Below are 19541 nucleotides of genomic sequence, written 5' to 3'. Positions count from 1 at the left end.
GTGGACAACGCGACCACGGGCGACCGGTTCGCAGCCGCTAAAGTCGGCCGCATGACCAAGTGGGAATACTCGACTGTGCCGCTGCTCGTCCACGCCACGAAGCAGATTCTGGACACCTGGGGCGAGGACGGCTGGGAGCTCGTCCAGGTCGTGCCCGGGCCGAACCCCGAGCAACTGGTGGCCTACCTCAAGCGGGAGAAGGCATGAGCGCCGTCGAGGCCCGGCTGGCCGAACTCGGCCTGACTCTGCCGGCGGTCGTCCCGCCGCTCGCCGCGTACCAGCCCGCCGTGCAGAGCGGGGTCTACGTGTACACCTCCGGCCAACTGCCCATGGTGGACGGCAAGCTGCCCGTCACCGGCAAGGTGGGCGGTGAGGTCACCGCGGAGGAGGCCAAGGAACTGGCCCGCACCTGCGCGCTGAACGCCCTCGCCGCCGTCAAGTCCGTCACCGGTGACCTCGATCGCATCGCGCGCGTGGTGAAGGTCGTCGGCTTCGTCGCCTCGGCCCCCGACTTCACCGGCCAGCCCGGTGTCGTCAACGGCGCCAGCGAACTCCTCGGCGAGGTCCTCGGCGACAAGGGCGTGCACGCGCGGAGCGCGGTCGGTGTGGCCGTGCTGCCGCTGGACTCCCCGGTCGAGGTCGAGATCCAGGTGGAGCTGACGCAGGCGTAACCACGGTGTTCGCCGTCCCGGAGTGCGCGTTGCTGCCTCTCGAACATCCGCGCGCTACGGGATAGCCTCCGCCCATGGCGAACGGTCAGTGGTACCCGGCGGAGTGGCCCGAGCGCATCCGCGCGCTCGCGGCGGGCGCGCTCACGCCGGTCGTGCCCAGGCGCGCGGCCACCGTGATGCTCCTGAAGGACACGGACAGCGGCCCCGCCGTCCACATGCTGCGCAGACGCGCCTCCATGGCCTTCGCCGGGGGCGCGTACGCGTACCCGGGCGGCGGTGTCGACCCGCGCGACGACGACCGTCACGTCCGCTGGGCGGGCCCCACGCGCGCGTGGTGGGCGAACCGGCTGGGCGTCGGCGAGACGGCAGCCCAGGCGATCGTGTGCGCGGCCGTACGCGAGACCTACGAGGAGGCGGGCGTCCTGCTCGCCGGCCCCACCCCCGACTCCGTGGTCGGCGACACCACGGGCGGGGCCTGGGAGGCGGACCGCGCCGCCCTGGTCGCCCGTGACCTGTCCTTCGCCGAGTTCCTCGACCGCCGGGGCCTGGTCCTGCGCTCCGACCTGCTGGGCGCCTGGGCCCGCTGGATCACACCGGAGTTCGAGACCCGCCGTTACGACACCTGGTTCTTCGTCGGCGTTCTCCCGGAGGGGCAGCGCACCCGCAACGCCTCCACGGAGGCCGACCACACGGTGTGGATCGTCCCCGGCGAGGCGGCCACCGGGTACGACAAGGGCGACCTGACGATGATGCCGCCGACCATCGCGACCCTGCGCGGGCTGATCCCGTACGGCAGCGCGGCCGAGGCCCTGTCGGCGGCCCCGGAGCGCGATCTGACGCCCGTCCTCGCCCTGGCCCGCCTGGAGGACGGCGAGATCGTCCTGTCCTGGCCGGGTCACGAGGAGTTCACCAAGCACATCCCGACCGACCTCTCGACCGGTGGAGCCTCCGCATGACCGACGCAGCCGCCGTCCCCGGCCAGCCGCGGGGCGGGGTTTCCACCGGCCCCGCCACCGCGCGGGCCGTGAACGTCCTCGCGCCCAACGCGTCAGCGATGACCCTGGACGGGACGAACACCTGGATCGTCGCCGAGCCCGACTCCGAGCTGGCCGTGGTGATCGACCCGGGGCCGCTGGACGAGGGGCATCTGCGCAACGTCGTCGACACCGCCGAGAAGGCGGGCAAACGCATCGCCCTGACGCTGCTCACGCACGGGCACCCCGACCACGCGGAAGGCGCCGTCCGCTTCGCCGAGCTGACGGACACGAAGGTCCGCGCGCTGGACCCGGCGCTGCGCCTCGGGGACGAGGGGCTCGCCGCCGGGAACGTCATCAGGGTCGGAGGCCTGGAACTGGTCGTCGTGTCGACGCCCGGGCACACCGCGGACTCCCTGTGCTTCCATCTCCCGGCCGATCAGGCCGTCCTGACCGGGGACACCGTCCTGGGGCGCGGCACGACCGTGGTGGCGCATCCTGACGGCCGCCTGGGCGACTATCTGGACTCGCTGCGGCGGCTGCGCTCGCTCACGGTCGACGACGGCGTCCACACGGTCCTGCCGGGCCACGGACCGGTCCTGGAGGACGCCCAGGGCGCCGTCGAGTTCTATCTCGCCCACCGCGCCCACCGGCTCGCCCAGATCGAGACGGCCGTGGAGAACGGCCACCGGAGCCCCGCCGAGGTCGTCGCCCACGTGTACGCGGACGTCGACCGCTCGCTGTGGCCGGCGGCGGAACTGTCGGTGCGCGCCCAACTGGACTACCTGGAGGAACACGGCCTGATCTGACGGCCTGATCCGGGCGATGCCGTCCGGGTGCGGTGCCTTCACGCCGTGCACGCGCGTACTCGTCGGCCGGCCGCGGGCCGAGATCGTCGACTGCGCCCGCACTCCGTCGCGGCGGGCCGGGGCGAGCGTCCCGTCCACCGCCCAGATGCCCGGCGGTGCCCCCGGCTCCCGATCTCCCGCCCCCGGTTCCCGGGCCCCGACTCGGCGACGCAGGAAGGGCCCCGCCGTGAGGCAGGGCCCTTCAGTAAGAAGACGTGCGATTCGATCTAGCGCGAGCGCTTCGCCAGCCGCTCGACGTCCAGCAGGATCACCGCGCGGGCCTCCAGGCGCAGCCAGCCGCGGCCCGCGAAGTCGGCGAGGGCCTTGTTGACCGTCTCGCGGGAGGCGCCGACCAGCTGGGCCAGCTCCTCCTGCGTGAGGTCGTGCACCACGTGGATGCCTTCCTCGGACTGCACGCCGAAGCGGCGGGAGAGGTCCAGCAGGGCGCGGGCCACGCGGCCGGGGACGTCCGAGAAGACCAGGTCGGACATCGCGTCGTTGGTCTTGCGCAGTCGGCGGGCGACCGCGCGCAGCAGCGCGGAGGCCACCTCGGGGCGGGCGCTCAGCCAGGGCTGGAGGTCGCCGTGGCCCAGGCCCAGCAGCTTGACCTCGGTCAGCGCGCTGGCGGTCGCGGTACGCGGGCCCGGGTCGAACAGCGACAGTTCGCCGATCAGCTCGCCGGGGCCGAGGACGGCCAGCATGTTCTCGCGGCCGTCGGGGGAGGTGCGGTGGAGCTTCACCTTGCCCTCGGTGACCACGTAGAGCCGGTCGCCGGGGTCGCCTTCGTGAAAGAGGGAGTCCCCGCGCGCGAGGGTCACCTCACTCATGGAGGCGCGCAGCTCCGCGGCCTGATCGTCATCGAGCGCCGCGAAGAGCGGGGCGCGCCGCAGAACGTCGTCCACGAGTTCTCTCCTTGTCGACCTGCTCAGGGGATGGTGCTCCCCCTTGGTACCAGGGGACCGTGCTCCCCATTTTGCCGGACCGTCCAAACAGTGTGATCTGTCACAAGGATGCCGTACAGGTGTCCCGAGGTAAGCGGCAGGGGTCCAATTGGGGGCTGATCTTCGGGGTCCGGGGCGGATGTCAGTGCCGGGCTCTAGGCTGGCCGGGTGTCCAAATCGCCGGTGAGAGCACAGGCCAAGGGGGCTGGGCGGATGGTTGTACCTCGTGATTCCGCCGTGGGCGAACAGAGCCCTGACGGCGGCAGGAAAGCGGCAAAGGGGGTAAAGCGGGTGGCTGTCGTGAAGAGCGGGAAGAGCGAGTCGCAGACCGCCCTCGTCCGCCGTGCCCGCCGTATCAACCGCGAGCTGGCCGAGATCTATCCGTACGCCCACCCGGAGCTCGACTTCGAGAACCCCTTCCAGCTCGTGGTCGCCACGGTCCTGTCCGCCCAGACCACCGACCTGAGGGTCAACCAGACGACACCGGCCCTGTTCGCCAAGTACCCGACCCCCGAGGACCTGGCCGCCGCCGACCCGGAGCAGGTCGAGGAGATCCTCCGGCCGACCGGGTTCTTCCGGGCCAAGACGAAGTCGGTGATAGGCCTCTCCAAGGCCCTGGTCGCGGACTTCGGCGGCGAGGTCCCGGGCCGGCTCGAAGACCTCGTCAAGCTGCCCGGGGTCGGCCGCAAGACCGCCTTCGTGGTGCTGGGCAACGCTTTCGGGCGCCCCGGTATCACCGTGGACACGCACTTCCAGCGGCTCGTACGGCGCTGGAAGTGGACCGGGGAGACCGAGCCGGACAAGATCGAGGCCGCCGTGGGAGCGCTCTTCCCGAAGGGCGACTGGACGATGCTCTCGCACCACGTGATCTTCCACGGCCGCCGCATCTGCCACGCCCGCAGGCCCGCCTGCGGCGCCTGCCCCATCGCCCCGCTCTGCCCGGCGTACGGCGAGGGCGAGACCGACCCGGAGAAGGCGAAGAAGCTGCTCAAGTACGAGAAGGGCGGCTATCCGGGCCAGCGCCTCAACCCTCCGCAGGCCTATCTGGACGCGGGCGGCAAACCGGCGCCGCCGCTGGGATCGGCATGACGACGGCATCGGAGGCCGGATGGCGGAACGATCTCGGAGGTATCGGGCGTTGACCGGTGTGAACGGGGGTGGGGGATGACACGCGCGAGCAATGCCCAGGGCGTGGGGCTCAGCAAGGAGGGCCTGCCGGGCTGGCTGGACCCGGTGGTGCACGCGGTGGAGACGGTCGAACCGCTCCAGCTGAGCCGGTTCCTGCCGCCGGAGGACGGGGCGGGCCGGCAGTCCGCGGTGCTGATCCTGTTCGGCGGGGGGGACGGCGAGCGCGGGCCCGAGCTGCTGCTCATGGAGCGGTCGAGCTCGCTGCGCTCCCACGCGGGGCAGCCGTCCTTCCCCGGTGGCGCCCTCGACCCCGAGGACGGCGACCCGACGGGCGACGGCCCGCTGCGGGCCGCTCTCCGCGAGGCCGAGGAGGAGACCGGGCTCGACCCCGCCGGAGTGCAGCTCTTCGGGGTGCTGCCCAAGCTGTACATCCCGGTGAGCGGCTTCGTGGTGACGCCGGTGCTGGGCTGGTGGCGGGAGCCGACACCGGTCGGGGTGGTCGATCCGAACGAGACGGCGCGCGTGTTCACGGTCCCCGTGGCGGATCTCACGGATCCGGCCAACAGGGTCACCGTGTCGCACCCCAGCGGCTTCCTGGGTCCGGCATTTCTGGTCGAATCGGCCCTCGTCTGGGGCTTCACGGCCGGGGTCATCGACCGCCTGCTGCACTACTCGGGCTGGGAGCGCCCCTGGGACCGCGAGAAGCAGGTCCCCCTCGACTGGCGGTCATGACAAGGTGTCGCTCGTGAATGTGCTGGACATCCTGTTGCTGGTCGCCGCCGTGTGGTTCGCGATCGTGGGCTATCGCCAGGGGTTCGTCGTCGGCATCCTGTCGGTGATCGGCTTCCTGGGCGGCGGCCTCGTCGCCGTCTACACCCTGCCCGTCATCTGGGACGCGCTGACCGACAACGCGGAGGTCTCCACCACCGCGGCCGTCGTCGCGGTGATCGTCGTCATCGTCTGCGCGTCCGTCGGACAGGCCCTGACCACCCACCTCGGCAACAAGCTGCGCCGCTACATCACCTGGTCCCCGGCCCGCGCCCTGGACGCGACCGGCGGCGCCCTCGTCAACGTCCTGGCGATGCTCCTGGTGGCCTGGCTGATCGGCTCGGCGCTGGCCGGCACCACCCTGCCGACGCTCGGCAAGGAGGTCCGCAGCTCCAAGGTGCTGCTGGGGGTGTCCCGGGCGCTGCCCGCGCAGGCCGACACCTGGTTCGCGGACTTCTCCTCCGTCCTCGCGCAGAACGGCTTCCCGCAGGTCTTCAGCCCGTTCGCCAACGAGCCGATCAACGACGTCCAGCCGCCCGACCCGGCCCTGGCCTCCAGCGAAGTCGCCACCCGCGCCCAGCAGTCCATCGTCAAGGTCATGGGCACCGCACAGAGCTGTGGCAAGGTCCTGGAGGGCAGTGGCTTCGTCTTCGGCGACCGCCGCGTCATGACCAACGCGCACGTCGTGGGCGGCGTCGACGAACCCACCGTCCAGATAGGCGGCGTGGGCCGCAAGTACGACGCCAAGGTCGTCCTCTACGACTGGCACCGCGACATCGCCGTACTCGACGTACCGGACCTGAAGGCGCGCTCCCTGCAGTTCGCGACCAAGGACGCGGACAGCGGCAACGGCGCGATCGTCGCCGGCTTCCCGGAGAACGGCTCGTACGACGTCCGAGCGGCACGCGTGCGTGGCCGCATCACGGCCAATGGCCCGGACATCTACCACCGCGGCACGGTCCGCCGCGATGTGTACTCGCTCTACGCGACGGTCCGTCAGGGCAACTCCGGCGGCCCGCTGCTCACGCCCGAGGGCAAGGTGTACGGCGTGGTCTTCGCGAAGTCCCTCGACGACCCCGACACCGGGTACGCGCTCACCGCCGACGAGATCCAGCCGGACATCGTCAAGGGGCGCAGTGCCAACGAGCAGGTGGACAGCGACAGTTGCGCGCTGTGAGCCCGGCCTTGCAAAGGTGGGTGCGTCAGCCTCGGGGATGACGCAGCCGTACCGAGACCCAGCGGGCCCGGCGGCGCAGAATGCGCGGGATCCCCACCCTGAGGTCTGTGCCCTGGAGTTGCGGGGCGCCCCGTTGGTGGGAGCTCAGACCGTGGTCTGAGCGGCGATTGCGTGCTGCGTCACTGTAGTCGTGCGTCCAGCCCATACCCCGACCTCTGCCCCTGCCCCAAGGTCGATAACCGCCCCTTGGGGCCCCAATTGGCGTATGCGCGAGGCAAGTGGCCGTTCGTAGTACAGGTGTTCAAGTCCGGATACCGGGCGCGACGGCTCGGTCACCGATCGGGTTCGGGATCCTTGAGCCAGTTGACCAGTTCGGTCGAGAAGACCGCCGGCTCCTCCTCGTGCGGGAAGTGCCCGAGACCGTCGAACAGCCGCCACCGGTACGGCGCTTCGACGTACTCCCCGGAACCCGCGGCGCTGCGGGTGCGCAGCACCGGGTCGAGCGAGCCGTGCAGATGCAGCGTCGGCACCCGCACCGGCCGCTTCATACGCCGGTTGAACTGGATGCCGTCCGGGCGCGCCATCGACCGCACCATCCAGCGGTACGGCTCGATCGAGCAGTGCGCGGTCGACGGGATCAGCATCGCCCGCCGGTACGCCTCGATCGCGTCGTCGTCCGCCACTTGCGGGCCGGACCAGTCCCGGATCAGCTTGCCCACCAACTCGGCGTCCTCCGCGAGGAGTTGCCGCTCGGGGAGCCAGGGGCGCTGGAACCCCCAGATGTAGGAGCTCGCCGCGGACTGTCTGACGTCGGACAGCATCGCGTTGCGCCAGCGCCGGGGGTGCGGCATCGAGGAGACCGCGAGCCGGCGCACCAGCTTGGGGCGCATCGCGGCGGCCGTCCACGCCAGATAGCCGCCGAGGTCGTGACCGACCAGCGCGGCGTCCGGCTCGCCGAGGGAGCGGATCACGCCGGTGATGTCTAGGGCGAGGTTGGCGGGGTCGTAGCCGCGCGGGGTGCGGTCGCTGCCGCCGACGCCCCGCAGGTCCATGGCGACGGCCCGGAACCCGGCGTCGGCCAGTGCGCCCAGCTGGTGCCGCCAGGTCCACCAGAACTGCGGGAACCCGTGCAACAGCAGCACCAGCGGCCCGTCGCCCACCTCCGCGATGTGGAAGCGGGCGCCGTTGGCCGCGACATCCCGGTGAGTCACCTGGCGCCCGCCGGGAATGGCGAGCCGTACGACCGAAGCAGGTTGTGCCCAAGGATGGGCGGGGTCCGTCATGAGGACGAGCGTGCCACAGCCTCGATGGCTTCGGGGACACGGTCCTCGATCGCCGCGCGCGGATGCGGCTTCGCGTTGCCGAGGACCCCGGCGGTCTCCTTGACCGACGTGGCCACCTTCTGCGGGCCCTTGCTCTTGGCGGCCTTCTTCGCGAAGGCCACGCCGATCAGGCCGAGGACGACCGCGACCAGCACGTTCGCCGCGAAGGAGAGCAGGAAGCAGAGCGCCATGTTCCAGCCGCTCCAGGTACGGATGCCGTACGCCAGCGCGAAGTTGAGCATCGGCAGGGAGAACAGCAGGACCACCGCGGCGACCGTGAACGCGCCGCCGCTCACCGCCCCGCGCTTGACGTCCTGCTTGAGCTGCGCCTTGGCCAGCGCGATCTCGTCGTGCACCAGCGCGGACATCTCGGTCGTCGCCGAGGCGAACAGCTGGCCGATGCTGCGTTCGGCGCCGGCCGGGCTGCCGTCGGGTGCGCTCATCGCGTACTCCCTCTTCCGCATGTGTCTGTACCGGCATGTGTTTGTACCGTCTCGTCAGATCATGCCGGACCGTCGTTGTCCTCGCCTGCCCCGCCCGCCACTTCGGCAGGCCCGCGCCGCTGTTCGGCGGCCTTCTCCGCGGCGATCCTGCGGTGCTCGGCTGCCTTGCGGTCGTGGAGTCCGGCCATGCGCAGGTGATACGCCGGGTCGTCCTGCTCGTAGATGTCGGGGATGCCGTCGAGATCCTCGTCGCGCTCCTCGTCCTCGTACATCCTGCGGTACCGGGCGTTGCGCAGCTTGAGCAACACGGTCGCGCACAGGGCCGCGATCAGCGAGCCCACGAGTACGGCGGCTTTGACCTCGTCGGTGAGCACCTGGTCGCCGTCGAACGCGAGTTCCCCGATGAGCAGCGACACGGTGAAGCCGATGCCGGCCAGCGAGGCGACCGCGAACACGTCCGCCCAGGCGAGGTCGTCGCTGAGCGAGGCCCGGGTGAAACGGGCCGTCAGCCAGGTCCCGCCGAAGATCCCGACCGCCTTGCCGACGACCAGCCCGAGGACCACACCGAGGGTCTCGGGCTTGGTGAATACGTCGCCCAGCGCGCCGCCCGAGATCGCGACCCCGGCGCTGAACAGGGCGAACAGTGGGACGGCCAGGCCCGCCGACAGGGGCCGTACGAGATGTTCGACGTGCTCGCCCGGGGAGTGCTTCTCGTCCTCGCGGGTGGTGCAGCGCAGCATCAGGCCCATCGCCACGCCCGCGATCGTGGCGTGGACGCCGCTGTTGTACATCAGCGCCCAGATGACGAGCGCGAGCGGGACGTACACGTACCAGCCGCGCACGCCCCGGCGCAGCAGCAGCCAGAAGACCGCCAGGCCGATGACGGCCCCGGCGAGCGCAACGAAGTCGATGCGGGCGGTGAAGAAGATCGCGATGATCAGGATCGCGAACAGGTCGTCGACCACGGCGAGAGTGAGCAGGAAGGCGCGCAGGGCGCTCGGCAGGGAGGTGCCGATCACCGCGAGGACGGCGAGCGCGAAGGCGATGTCGGTGGCGGTCGGCACCGCCCAGCCCTGGAGGGAGCCGCCGCCGGTGAGGTTCGTCAGCGTGTACACGAGTGCCGGTACGGCCATCCCGCACAGGGCCGCCACGACGGGCAGGGCGGCGGCCTTGGGGTCGCGCAGGTCGCCGGCGACGAGTTCGCGTTTGAGCTCGATGCCGGCGACGAAGAAGAAGACCGCGAGGAGGCCGTCGGCGGCCCAGTGGGCGATCGACAGGTGCAGGCCGAGGGCGGCGGGGCCCAGGTGGAAGTGGCTGACGCTCTCGTAGCTGTCGTGCAGGGCGGGGACGTTCGCCCAGATCAGCGCGGCGACTGCGGCGATCAGGAGGAGGACACCGCCGACGGTCTCGGTGCGCAGCGCCTCCGCGACGAAGTTCCGCTCGGGCAGGGACAGGCGTCCGAGCACCTTGCGGGCGGGGGTGGGGCGGGGCGCGGCCATCGGGGGAACCTCCGGTCGGTGGGCAGGACGGATCTACTCGCCGACCAGACTTCCCGGCACACCATGAGGGTCACGTTTTGTTTAGTTTACCTAAAAGGGGTGCCCGGCGCGCGCTGCGCCGGGCACCCCTCACGGACGTACCGCTGAGTGACGTACCGCTCAGTCCTCGCTGGGCGCCGCCGGGAGCTTCGCCTGGATGAGGTCCATGACGGTGGAGTCCGTCAGGGTCGTGACATCGCCGAGCTGACGGTTCTCCGCCACGTCGCGCAGCAGGCGGCGCATGATCTTGCCGGAGCGGGTCTTCGGCAGCTCGGCCACCGGCAGGACCCGCTTGGGCTTGGCGATCGGTCCGAGGACGGCGCCGACGTGGTTGCGCAGGTCGTTGACGAGGTTCTCGTCCTCCGCGTTCGCCGTGCCGCGCAGGATGACGAACGCGACGATCGCCTGGCCGGTCGTCTCGTCGGCCGCGCCGACCACGGCCGCCTCGGCGACGGACGGGTGGGAGACGAGCGCCGACTCGACCTCGGTGGTGGAGATGTTGTGCCCGGACACGAGCATCACGTCGTCCACCCGGCCGAGCAGCCAGATGTCGCCGTCGTCGTCCTTCTTCGCGCCGTCACCGGCGAAGTACTTGCCCTCGAAACGCGACCAGTACGTGTCGAGGAACCGCTGGTCGTCGCCCCAGATCGTGCGCAGCATCGACGGCCACGGCTCGGTGAGGACCAGGTAACCGCCACCGCCGTTCGGGACCTCGCCCGCCTCGTCGTCGACGACGGTCGCGGAGATGCCGGGCAGCGGCGTCTGCGCGGAACCGGGCTTGGTCTGCGTCACGCCCGGCAGCGGCGAGATCATCATCGCGCCGGTCTCGGTCTGCCACCAGGTGTCCACGATCGGGGTCTTGTCGCCGCCGATGTGCTTGCGGTACCAGATCCATGCCTCAGGGTTGATCGGCTCGCCGACCGAGCCCAGCACCCGCAGGGAGCTGAGGTCGAACTTCGCGGGGATGTCGTCGCCCCACTTCATGAACGTACGGATCGCGGTCGGCGCCGTGTACAGGATCGTCACCCCGTACTTCTGCACGATCTCCCAGAAGCGGCCCTGGTGCGGGGTGTCCGGGGTGCCCTCGTACATGACCTGCGTCGCGCCGTTGGCGAGCGGGCCGTAGACGATGTACGAGTGGCCGGTGACCCAGCCGACGTCGGCCGTGCACCAGTAGACGTCGGTCTCCGGCTTGAGGTCGAAGACCGCGTGGTGGGTGTACGCGGCCTGGGTGAGATAGCCGCCGGAGGTGTGCAGGATGCCCTTGGGCTTACCCGTCGTACCGGACGTGTACAGGATGAACAGCGGCTGCTCCGCCTCGAACGCCTCCGGCGTGTGCTCCGTCGACTGCCGGTCGACGATCTCGTGCCACCAGACGTCGTGGCTGTCGTCCCAGGCGACCTCCTGCCCGGTACGCCGTACGACGAGCACGTGCTCGACGTTGTCCACCTTGGTCAGGGCCTCGTCCACGGCCGGCTTGAGCGCGGACTGCTTGCCTCGCCGCCAGCCGCCGTCCGAGGTGATGACGACCTTGGCGTCCGCGTCCTGGATCCGGGTCGCGAGCGCGTCCGCCGAGAAGCCGCCGAACACCACCGAGTGGGCGGCGCCGATGCGCGCGCAGGCCAGCATCGCGACCGCCGTCTCCGGGATCATCGGCATGTAGACGGCGACCCGGTCGCCCTTCCGAACTCCCAGCTCCAGCAGAGCGTTCGCGGCCTTGGAGACCTCGTCCTTCAGCTCGGCGTAGGTGATCGCGCGGCTGTCGCCGGGCTCGCCCTCGAAGTGGATGGCGACCCGGTCGCCGTTGCCCGCCTCGACATGCCGGTCCACGCAGTTGTACGCGACGTTGAGCGAGCCGTCCTTGAACCACTTGGCGAACGGCGGGTTCGACCAGTCCAGCGTCTCGCTCGGCTCCTTGGCCCAGCTCAGGCGGCGGGCCTGCGCGGCCCAGAAGCCGAGCCGGTCAGCCTTGGCCTGCTCATACGCCTCCGCCGTGACATTGGCGTGCGCCGCCAGGTCCGCGGGGGGTGCGAACCTGCGCTCTTCCTTGAGCAGGTTGGCCAGGCTTTCGTTGCTCACGGCATCTGCCTTTCCCAGGGTGTCCGTTGTGTCCCGGGCCAGCTCATCAGACCCGGGGGTCCGATGACAAGGGTCGTCGAAATATTGGTTTAGACCTGTCATCGGACCCGTGGGCGGATCTGCGTGGCGGGAGTCTCTCGTACCCACGGACGCCGGGTGAACGAGGTTCAGGCCGACGCGTCCACCACCCCCACCCGATCGAACAACTCGTCCTCCCCGGTCAGCAGATACGCCTGCGCCTCACCCACGTGGAAGTACATCCCGTTGAGCTCCAACTCCCTGTCCCGCAGGGCCCGCGCCACCGACTCGTGCCCCCGCAGATGCTCCAACTGCTGCACCACATTGGTCAGACACAGCTGCTCTACGGCGTCGGCGGGCGCCCTTCCGGCGAGCCGCGCCCAGGACCGGTCGTCGTCGGCCATCCGCTCCAGGCTCGGCCGCCCGTGCCGCAGCCACCGCTTGAGCGGCGAACGGGCCTCTCCGGGACGGGAGTTGAGCAGCGCCTGCATGGCCCCGCACCCCGAGTGGCCGCACACCGTGATCGATCTCACGCGCAGCACGTCCACCGCGTACTCGATCGCCGCCGCCACCGAGTCGTCGCCGCTCTCCTCGCCGGGCGGCGGCACGAGGTTGCCCACGTTCCGCACGACGAACAGGTCGCCGGGACCACTGGAGGTGATCATCGACGTGACCAGCCGCGAGTCGGCGCAGGTCAGGAAGAGCTGCGAAGGCTGCTGCCCCTCCCTGGCCAGTCGGGCCAGCTCATTCCGCACGAGGGGTGCGGTGTTGCGCTGGAACGCGCTGATGCCACGGGCGAGTTGATGGCCGGAGCCGGGACCGCCGCCGCGGGGCGCCGACTGCGGTCGCTCGCACCGGTGCTCACGCCAGGGTGTCCAGGGATGACAGCGGCAGGTTTCCGCACTCGTCGCATCGGCGCGGACTCCCGTACGGCGGCCCGTCAGTTCGGCGGAGCCTCCCCGCGCGGTGTGCGCGTTCTGCCAGTCCTGCAGTGACTCGTACGCCGCGTGGTCCATGAACGAACCGTCCAACTCCACGACGGCGTGGGCGCCCTGGGGTACGAGATGCAGGGTGCGGCTGAGCCGCGGCACCGCGAGGAACGTCAACTGCCCTCGGACGTGTACGTGATGGACTCCTTCCTTCTCGTCGTGGGTGATGCGGGTGTGGGCGAGGCGGTTGAGGGCGACGGCGACGGCCACGGTGACTCCGAGGAGCACGCCCTCCAGGACACCGAGGAAGACCACGCCGAGGGTGGTGACGGCGTAGACCAGCACTTCCCGGTGGCGGGTCACCGTGCGGATGTGGTGCAGGGACACCATCTGGATACCGACGGCCATCACGAGTGCGGCGAGCGAAGCGAGGGGAATCAGCTCCAGCACCGGGACCATCAGCAGCGCGGCGATCACTACGAGAACGCCGTGCAGCATCGTGGAGTTCCGGCTCACGGCACCCGCCTGCACATTCGCGGAACTCCGTACGGCCACTCCCGCGACCGGCAGTCCGCCGAGCGCGCCGGACACGATGTTGGCGGCGCCCTGGCCCAGGAGTTCGCGGTTCAGGTCGGAGCGGCCGACGCGGGCGGAGAGCCCGGGCCGCCCGGCGACCAGCTTGTCCACGGCGACCGCGCCGAGCAGCGACTGCACGCTGCACACCAGTGTGGTGGTGAGGACGGCGGCGGCGATGCCGAGCACCGGGCCCTCGGGCAGTCCGGCCAGCGCGTGGCTGCTCCAGGAGGGCAGGTCGACCTTGGCCAGGCTCAGCCCGGCGAGGGAGGCGGTGAGCGTGGCTCCGGCGACGGCGACGAGCGCGGCCGGGATCTTGCGCATCAGATGCCCCAGCCGGCCGGGGACGCGCGGCCACAGCAGCAGAAGGGCCAGCGTCAGCGCGCTCATCGCCACGTCGGCGGGGTGCAGGTCCGCCAACTGGGCGGGCAGGGCGCGGAGGTTGGCGAGGACCGAGCTCTGTGGCGTGCCGCCCAGCACGATGTGCAGCTGGGCGACGGCGATGGTGACCCCGATGCCGGCGAGCATGCCGTGCACGATCGCGGGGCTGACGGCGAGCGCGGTGCGGGCCACGCGCACACAGCCCAGGGCGAGTTGGGCCAGGCCCGCGAGGACGGTGACCGCGCAGGTCGTCCGCCAGCCGTAACGGTGGATCAGGTCGGCGGTGACCACGGTGAGTCCGGCGGCCGGGCCGCTGACCTGGAGGGGGCAGCCGCCGAGCAGTCCGGCGACGAGTCCGCCCGCGGCGGCGGCGACCAGGCCGGCCTGGAGGGGCGCGCCGGTGGCGAGGGCGATGCCGAGGGACAGGGGCAGGGCGATCAGGAAGACCGCGATGGAGGCCGACACATCGGCGCCCGCGATGCGGAAGCGGCGGTGCGGGGGCGGCGGGCTGTGGGGCGGGTGGACGCGCTTCGTCCGATTCGTGTCCGAGTCGGTGGCGCGGGTGGGTACGCAGGCTGACATGTCTTCCCGTCTCCTCCGGGGCAGCGCGGTCGCGGAACTGGTGGTCCCCGTCGATGGCGGGGGTCGGTCGCGGCCGTGGGTCACGGCGTGCAGCGGCGGGATATCTCAACGCTCGGTAAATGGATCGTAATGCAGAGTAAAGGTCAAGCATAGACTTTGCGGGCAAATGGGTTAATAAGTCACCTCGAAGAGTGAAGTGGGAATTTCATCGGCTTGTCGTACTAATCCCGCCTTCGGCCCATGCGACCTTGGCGGCGCTGCCGGGAGTCCCGGCACATCGCCAGAAAACGCCCTGATCGGCGTCGGTCCGAACGAAGGAAGAAGGTGGGCGGACATGGCCGCCACCCAGAGGATCACCGCGGGCGCCGTGATCGCCGCGGCCTGTGCCGCGTCGCTCGCCGGTTGCGCGATCGGTGACAACGGTTCCCCGCACGGAGCGCACGGTCCGCACAAGGCGGCGCCCGCCCCGGCACCCAAGAGCGGAGTCCGCCTGATCGGGGACGGCTCCACGTCGTACACCGGGGCGCAGCCGCATCTGCCCAGACCCGAGCGGCTCAAGCCCGGTCAGAAGCCCCCGCAGTTCGTGGTCTTCTCCTTCGACGGAGCCGGCGAGGACAGCCAGAAGCTGTTCTCCCACTTCCGCAAGGTCTCCAAGGCCAACCACGCGAACATGACGTACTTCCTCAGCGGCGTGTACATGCTGCCGGAGGACAAGCGCGACCTCTACAAGCCCCCGGAGCACTCGCCGGGCAGCTCCGACATCGGCTTCAACGACGAGCAGGGCATCTCCGACACCGTGAAGCAGCTGCGCCTGGCGTGGCTGGAGGGCAACGAGATCGGCACCCACTTCAACGGTCACTTCTGCGGCAAGAACGGCGGGGTCGGCGAGTGGTCGGTCGCCGAGTGGAAGAGCGAGATCGCCCAGGCGAAGCAGTTCGTGAAGAGCTGGAAGACCAACTCCGGGATGAAGAAGGCGGCTCCGCTGCCCTTCGACTACGACAAGGAACTCGTCGGCGCCCGCACCCCCTGCCTGGAGGGCCAGGCCAACTTCATGAAGGCGGCGAGCCAGTTGGGCTTCCGCTACGACACCAGCGGGGTCAACGACCAGATCTGGCCCAAGAAGAAGGAGGGGCTGTGGGACCTGTCCATGCAGCTCGTCCCCTTCCCGGGCCACTCCTACGAGCAGCTGACCATGGACTACAACTTCATGGTCAACCAGTCCGGCACGCAGACCCAGGGCGACCCCGACAAGTACGAGCAGTGGGGCGACCAGATGCGTGACGGCCTGCTCAAGGGCTTCGACCGGGCCTACGACGGCAACCGCGCGCCCCTGGTCATCGGCAACCACTTCGAGTCCTGGAACGGCGGCACCTACATGCGTGCCCTCGACGAGGTCATCGAGAAGGTCTGCAACAAGCCCGAGACGCGCTGCGTCTCCTTCCGGCAGCTGGCCGACTGGCTGGACGCCCAGGATCCGGGAACCCTGGCGAAGCTGCGCACCCTGAACGTCGGCGAGGCACCGAAGCCCGGCTGGGCGTCCTTCCTGACCGGCCACCCCGCGCCGGCCCCGAAGGGTGTGCCCGGGGCGCCGGCGGTCAAGCAGTAGGCGGTCGAGGAAGGGCGCGCCTCACACGGTGGCGGTGACACTCTCGTCGAGCACGAACCCGGGGTCGACCTGCGCAGCCAGGTCGGCCCCGGTGCGCTCATTGCCCCAACTCCGGGCGTTCTTCAGGTGGAAGTGCACCATCTGCTGCGTGTAGCGCTCCCAGTCGCGCAGTTCGTACGTCGCGTCGGCGGCGATCTCCAGCATGCGCAGGGCGCGGCGGTTGGCGTCCTCCAGGAGCTCGAACCGGGGCGGGCGGCCCTTCTCCATGGCGCGCACCCAGTCCGAGTGCCCCACCGTCACCAGCAGGTCGTCGCCGACTTCGGCGCGGAGGAAGTCGAGGTCGTCCTGACCCTGCACCTTGTTGCCGACAACCTTCAGGACGACTCCGAAGTCGCGGGCGTACTCCTTGTACTGGCGATAGACGGAGACCCCCTTCCGGGTCGGCTCGGCCACCAGGAACGTGATGTCGAAGCGGGTGAACATGCCGGAGGCGAAGGAGTCCGAGCCCGCCGTCATGTCCACCACGACGAACTCGTCGCGCCCGTCCACCAGGTGGTTCAGGCACAGCTCCACCGCTCCCGTCTTGGAGTGGTAGCAGGAGACCCCCAGGTCGGCGTCGGTGAAGGGGCCCGTGACCATCAAACGGGCGGCGCCGCCGTCGAGTTCCACCGAGCGCGCGCAGGTGTCGTAGACCGGATTGTTCTCACGTACCCGCAGCAGCCGGGAGCCCGTGCCGGGCGGGGTGGTCTTGATCATCGTGTCGGCGGAGGCGATGCGCGGGTTGCCGCCGCGCAGGTAGTCCTTGATCAGGGGGAGGTGCTCGCCCAGTGCGGGCAGTGCGGCGGCCTCCGCCTCGTCCAGGCCGAGCGCGGGGCCCAGGTGCTGGTTGATGTCCGCGTCGACGGCGACGACGGGCTGGGCGGTGGCCGCGAGGTGGCGGACGAACAGGGAGGACAGGGTGGTCTTTCCGCTGCCGCCCTTCCCCACGAAAGCAATTTTCATGTTCACGAAGAGTAGTCAGGTTGTAGCTGTATGTGGCAGGTGTGCGTGAAGAAGACCACTCCATCGTGGGGCGCGCCACCGGAATGGCTACTGTCGTACTCATGAGTACGACAGGTGCGACCGCCGATCCGCTCGCGGCCCTGGGCACGCTGCCCGGAGTGGCCGAGTCCGTCGAGTCCATGCGCAAGGCCGTGGACCGGGTCTATGGGCATCGGGTCATGCGGCGCCGCAGCAACGAGATCACCGCCGAGGCCGCACTGCGCGGGGCGCGTGGCTCCGCCGCGCTGTCCGGGGCCGACTGGGCACTCGAAGAGGTCCGTCGGCGCACCGACTTCAGTGGTGATGAGGAGGCCCGGACGATGGGCGCGGCCCTCCGGTTGTCCGCCGAGGCGGGCCAACTGCTGTCCATCTGGCGGCAGTCGCCCCTCAGGGTGCTCGCCCGGCTGCACCTGGTGGCCGCCGCGAGCAAGGAGGGCGATGTCGGACGGCCGCGCCAGGAGGGCGAGCCGGTCGACGAGCCGCTCGTCGAACTGCCGCTGCCCGGTGCGGCCGAGGTCTCGGGGCGTCTGGACGGGCTCTCGGAGCTGATCATCGCGGGCGGTTCGGCGCCGGCGCTGGTGACGGCCGCCGTCGTGCACGGCGAGCTGCTCGCGCTGCGCCCCTTCACCTCCCGCAACGGACTCGTCGCGCGCACGGCCGAGCGGATCGTCCTCATCGGCAGCGGCCTCGACCCGAAGTCCGTGTGCCCGGCGGAGGTCGGCCACGCCGAGCTCGGGCGCGCGGCCTATCTGGCGGCGCTGGACGGCTATGTCTCCGGCACTCCGGAGGGCATGGCCGCGTGGATCAAGCACTGCGGGCGCGCCGTCGAACTGGGGGCGCGCGAGTCGACGGCGGTGTGCGAGGCGCTGCAGCGCGGAGCCGCCTGACACGGGAAAACGGCCCCCTGTGGAGGGGGCCGTTACGGGTTGCGGCGGTACGAGGATTCGTACCGCCGCTGGCATGTTCCACCGGGTTACCAAGCGTCCTCGAAATATTGCCCATCAGGTCGGGAACATTGCCCGTCGCCTGGTGCGGCTGGCCCGTAATCGACGGGTCGACGTCGCGTGGGTGCCCGGTGTTCATGCGCGGTCCGTGGGGCCAAATGCGTTATTAAGGTGATCCTTTCGGATGTCCTTGGTCTCGCGGGCCGTTGAGTCCTTTGTACTCCCGCGCCGGAGGAAGTGGAACCCCTTGCCGCGCTTCTTTACTTTTGCGCCCAAAGGGTCATTAACCGGCTTAAAAGGTCGCTGCCTTGCGTCGGCTCGCGTACCAGACGAGTCCCGCCGTGGCCGCCGCGGCACCCACGGCCGCCGCCACCACGAGCGCTGGGCGGGGCGGCACGGAGAGTGTGGGCAGCCGCTGCTTGAGCCGGACCGGGCGGTTGAAGTCCAGAATCGGCCACCCGCGCGCGAGTGCCTCGCGGCGCAGCGTGCGGTCCGGGTTCACAGCATGGGGATGGCCCACGGACTGGAGCATCGGCACATCGGTCGCCGAGTCGCTGTAGGCGTAGCAGCGGTCGAGGTCGTAGCCCTCGGACTGGGCCAACTCCTTGACGGCCTCGGCCTTCGTCGGGCCGTAGGCGTAGTACTCCACCTCGCCCGTGAAGCAGCCGTCGTCGCCCACCACCATGCGGGTCGCCACCACCCGGTCCGCGCCCAGGAGTTCACCGATCGGCTCGACCACCTCGGCGCCCGACGTGGACACGATCACGACATCGCGGCCGGCGCGGTGGTGCTCCTCGATGAGGGAGGCCGCCTCGTCGTAGATGATCGGGTCGATCAGGTCGTGCAGGGTCTCGGCGACGATCTCCTTCACCTGCTGGACGTTCCAGCCGCGGCAGAGTGCGGACAGGTACTTGCGCATCCGCTCCATCTGGTCGTGGTCGGCGCCGCCGGCGAGGAAGACGAACTGCGCATAGGCGGTACGCAGCGCGGCCCTGCGGTTGATCAGTCCGCCTTGGTAGAAGGACTTGCCGAAGGTGAGCGTGCTCGACTTCGCAATGACCGTCTTGTCCAGGTCAAAGAAGGCTGCTGTGCGGGGCAAGGAGTGGTTTTCCACAACCCAGAGCATAGGCGCAGCCCATTCGGCGTAAGGTGTGGCGCGTGGGTTTGCCTGAGAGGGCTCTCGGGTACACCATGGAAGTCACGGATCGTTCGCGACCGTGCTAACGCGGTCCGGCTCCTCCCCCCCCCGAGTCGGCCGTGAAGGCGACCCCCACTCTCCCCCCCGGTGGGGGTCGTCGCATGTCCGGACCCGTTTTCCCTTCCTGTGTGTGGCCGTGAGGCGATCCCGAGGTGGCTGAGGCCGCCTTTTTTCATGCCCAGAGCCCGTCACTGTGCGTAGCTGTGGGGCTGCGCTGCGGAACTCGCACAGAGGCCAGTACGGGGGTCACCGGTATGGGTGACGGCGATATTCACAGGCCCTGCGTTGTCCACAGTTTTCGACCAAGATCCACACGATTTCCGTGATGCCCGCACCGTGATTCCAACGCATCCTCGCTCGCGGCGAGTTCATGGCCGGTT

General features: G+C 70.1%; 18 protein-coding genes. 9 read left to right on the top strand and 9 right to left on the bottom strand.

Going from position 1 to position 19541, the window contains the following annotated elements; translation table 11 throughout:
- Positions 1-51: 51 nt before the first annotated feature.
- The 4 genes from AB0I51_RS37705 (at position 52) to AB0I51_RS37690 (ending at position 2454) form a co-directional block, all read left to right on the top strand.
- Positions 52-207 carry a DUF4177 domain-containing protein gene (locus AB0I51_RS37705; protein ID WP_345038500.1) on the top strand — a complete coding sequence of 52 codons (156 nt, stop codon included), beginning with the start codon at positions 52-54 and terminating at the stop codon, positions 205-207.
- A complete protein-coding gene (locus tag AB0I51_RS37700) occupies positions 204-671 on the top strand; it encodes a RidA family protein (protein ID WP_362982897.1) in 468 nt (155 codons plus the stop codon). The genes AB0I51_RS37705 and AB0I51_RS37700 overlap by 4 nt, the downstream gene beginning before the upstream one ends.
- 74 nt (positions 672-745) lie before the next feature.
- A complete protein-coding gene (locus AB0I51_RS37695; RefSeq protein ID WP_362982896.1) occupies positions 746-1627 on the top strand; it encodes an NUDIX hydrolase in 882 nt (293 codons plus the stop codon).
- On the top strand, positions 1624-2454 hold the full coding sequence (locus AB0I51_RS37690) for an MBL fold metallo-hydrolase (protein WP_362982895.1): 831 nt from the start codon (positions 1624-1626) through the stop codon (positions 2452-2454). The genes AB0I51_RS37695 and AB0I51_RS37690 overlap by 4 nt, the downstream gene beginning before the upstream one ends.
- Before the next feature lie 266 nt (positions 2455-2720).
- Here AB0I51_RS37690 and AB0I51_RS37685 read toward each other — a convergent pair whose 3' ends face one another.
- Positions 2721-3395, bottom strand: a complete 675-nt coding sequence (locus AB0I51_RS37685; RefSeq protein WP_019063754.1) for a Crp/Fnr family transcriptional regulator — start codon at positions 3393-3395, stop codon at positions 2721-2723.
- A 252-nt stretch (positions 3396-3647) separates the two neighbouring features.
- On the opposite strand from AB0I51_RS37685, the gene nth reads away from it, so the two are divergent.
- The 3 genes from nth to AB0I51_RS37670 all read left to right on the top strand — a co-directional run bounded on the left by nth (position 3648) and on the right by AB0I51_RS37670 (position 6507).
- Positions 3648-4523, top strand: coding sequence for an endonuclease III (nth, locus tag AB0I51_RS37680; protein ID WP_362982894.1), 876 nt, complete (start codon positions 3648-3650; stop codon positions 4521-4523).
- A 75-nt stretch (positions 4524-4598) separates the two neighbouring features.
- The gene (locus tag AB0I51_RS37675) at positions 4599-5294 is read left to right on the top strand and encodes a CoA pyrophosphatase (protein WP_362982893.1); all 696 of its coding nucleotides are present in this window, start codon (positions 4599-4601) and stop codon (positions 5292-5294) included.
- A gap of 13 nt (positions 5295-5307) precedes the next feature.
- Complete coding sequence (locus AB0I51_RS37670; RefSeq protein ID WP_362982892.1) at positions 5308-6507, top strand: MarP family serine protease; 1200 nt, start codon at positions 5308-5310, stop codon at positions 6505-6507.
- A gap of 25 nt (positions 6508-6532) precedes the next feature.
- Here the strand turns inward: AB0I51_RS37670 and AB0I51_RS37665 are convergent, their stop codons facing one another.
- From AB0I51_RS37665 to AB0I51_RS37640, 6 genes are all read right to left on the bottom strand, one after another.
- On the bottom strand, positions 6533-6712 hold the full coding sequence (locus AB0I51_RS37665) for a hypothetical protein (protein ID WP_078623198.1): 180 nt from the start codon (positions 6710-6712) through the stop codon (positions 6533-6535).
- Between the two features lie 127 nt (positions 6713-6839).
- Positions 6840-7790, bottom strand: a complete 951-nt coding sequence (locus AB0I51_RS37660; protein ID WP_362982891.1) for an alpha/beta hydrolase — start codon at positions 7788-7790, stop codon at positions 6840-6842.
- Positions 7787-8272 carry a phage holin family protein gene (locus tag AB0I51_RS37655; protein ID WP_362982890.1) on the bottom strand — a complete coding sequence of 162 codons (486 nt, stop codon included), beginning with the start codon at positions 8270-8272 and terminating at the stop codon, positions 7787-7789. The genes AB0I51_RS37660 and AB0I51_RS37655 overlap by 4 nt, the downstream gene beginning before the upstream one ends.
- A 59-nt stretch (positions 8273-8331) precedes the next feature.
- Positions 8332-9771 (bottom strand): Na+/H+ antiporter NhaA, encoded by a 1440-nt coding sequence (gene nhaA, locus AB0I51_RS37650; RefSeq protein ID WP_362982889.1) that lies wholly within the window; start codon positions 9769-9771, stop codon positions 8332-8334.
- A 159-nt stretch (positions 9772-9930) separates the two neighbouring features.
- Positions 9931-11889: an acetate--CoA ligase gene (gene acs, locus AB0I51_RS37645; RefSeq protein WP_362982888.1), complete on the bottom strand. Its 1959-nt coding sequence runs from the start codon at positions 11887-11889 to the stop codon at positions 9931-9933.
- Between the two features lie 167 nt (positions 11890-12056).
- Positions 12057-14372, bottom strand: a complete 2316-nt coding sequence (locus AB0I51_RS37640; RefSeq protein WP_362982887.1) for a SulP family inorganic anion transporter — start codon at positions 14370-14372, stop codon at positions 12057-12059.
- Between the two features lie 334 nt (positions 14373-14706).
- On the opposite strand from AB0I51_RS37640, the gene AB0I51_RS37635 reads away from it, so the two are divergent.
- Entirely contained in the window at positions 14707-15978 is a 1272-nt protein-coding gene (locus AB0I51_RS37635) for a hypothetical protein (protein ID WP_362982886.1), read from the top strand.
- Positions 15979-15999: 21 nt separating this feature from the next.
- Here AB0I51_RS37635 and AB0I51_RS37630 read toward each other — a convergent pair whose 3' ends face one another.
- Positions 16000-16980, bottom strand: coding sequence for an ATP-binding protein (locus AB0I51_RS37630; RefSeq protein WP_362982885.1), 981 nt, complete (start codon positions 16978-16980; stop codon positions 16000-16002).
- Positions 16981-17081: 101 nt separating this feature from the next.
- Here AB0I51_RS37630 and AB0I51_RS37625 point away from each other — a divergent pair, with 101 nt between their 5' ends.
- The gene (locus AB0I51_RS37625) at positions 17082-17906 is read left to right on the top strand and encodes an oxidoreductase (RefSeq protein ID WP_362982884.1); all 825 of its coding nucleotides are present in this window, start codon (positions 17082-17084) and stop codon (positions 17904-17906) included.
- A 349-nt stretch (positions 17907-18255) separates the two neighbouring features.
- Here the strand turns inward: AB0I51_RS37625 and AB0I51_RS37620 are convergent, their stop codons facing one another.
- Entirely contained in the window at positions 18256-19089 is an 834-nt protein-coding gene (locus AB0I51_RS37620; RefSeq protein WP_362982883.1) for an HAD family hydrolase, read from the bottom strand.
- Between the last annotated feature and the right edge of the window lie 452 nt (positions 19090-19541).

The sequence above is a fragment of the Streptomyces sp. NPDC050549 genome, assembly GCF_040655035.1.
Classification (GTDB): domain Bacteria; phylum Actinomycetota; class Actinomycetes; order Streptomycetales; family Streptomycetaceae; genus Streptomyces.
The sequence above is the reverse complement of the archived record's forward strand: the minus strand, read 5'-3'. Positions and strand labels throughout refer to the sequence as shown.

Coding starts and splice junctions, on each gene's coding strand:
- AB0I51_RS37625 (WP_362982884.1), top strand. CDS start 17,082: ATGAGTACGACAGGTGCGACCGCCGATCCGCTCGCGGCCCTGGGCACG.
- AB0I51_RS37630 (WP_362982885.1), bottom strand. CDS start 16,980: ATGAAAATTGCTTTCGTGGGGAAGGGCGGCAGCGGAAAGACCACCCTG.
- AB0I51_RS37635 (WP_362982886.1), top strand. CDS start 14,707: ATGGCCGCCACCCAGAGGATCACCGCGGGCGCCGTGATCGCCGCGGCC.
- AB0I51_RS37705 (WP_345038500.1), top strand. CDS start 52: ATGACCAAGTGGGAATACTCGACTGTGCCGCTGCTCGTCCACGCCACG.
- AB0I51_RS37700 (WP_362982897.1), top strand. CDS start 204: ATGAGCGCCGTCGAGGCCCGGCTGGCCGAACTCGGCCTGACTCTGCCG.
- AB0I51_RS37665 (WP_078623198.1), bottom strand. CDS start 6,712: ATGGGCTGGACGCACGACTACAGTGACGCAGCACGCAATCGCCGCTCA.
- AB0I51_RS37695 (WP_362982896.1), top strand. CDS start 746: ATGGCGAACGGTCAGTGGTACCCGGCGGAGTGGCCCGAGCGCATCCGC.
- nth (WP_362982894.1), top strand. CDS start 3,648: ATGGTTGTACCTCGTGATTCCGCCGTGGGCGAACAGAGCCCTGACGGC.
- AB0I51_RS37620 (WP_362982883.1), bottom strand. CDS start 19,089: ATGCTCTGGGTTGTGGAAAACCACTCCTTGCCCCGCACAGCAGCCTTC.
- AB0I51_RS37640 (WP_362982887.1), bottom strand. CDS start 14,372: ATGTCAGCCTGCGTACCCACCCGCGCCACCGACTCGGACACGAATCGG.
- AB0I51_RS37675 (WP_362982893.1), top strand. CDS start 4,599: ATGACACGCGCGAGCAATGCCCAGGGCGTGGGGCTCAGCAAGGAGGGC.
- AB0I51_RS37655 (WP_362982890.1), bottom strand. CDS start 8,272: ATGAGCGCACCCGACGGCAGCCCGGCCGGCGCCGAACGCAGCATCGGC.
- AB0I51_RS37690 (WP_362982895.1), top strand. CDS start 1,624: ATGACCGACGCAGCCGCCGTCCCCGGCCAGCCGCGGGGCGGGGTTTCC.
- AB0I51_RS37660 (WP_362982891.1), bottom strand. CDS start 7,790: ATGACGGACCCCGCCCATCCTTGGGCACAACCTGCTTCGGTCGTACGG.
- nhaA (WP_362982889.1), bottom strand. CDS start 9,771: ATGGCCGCGCCCCGCCCCACCCCCGCCCGCAAGGTGCTCGGACGCCTG.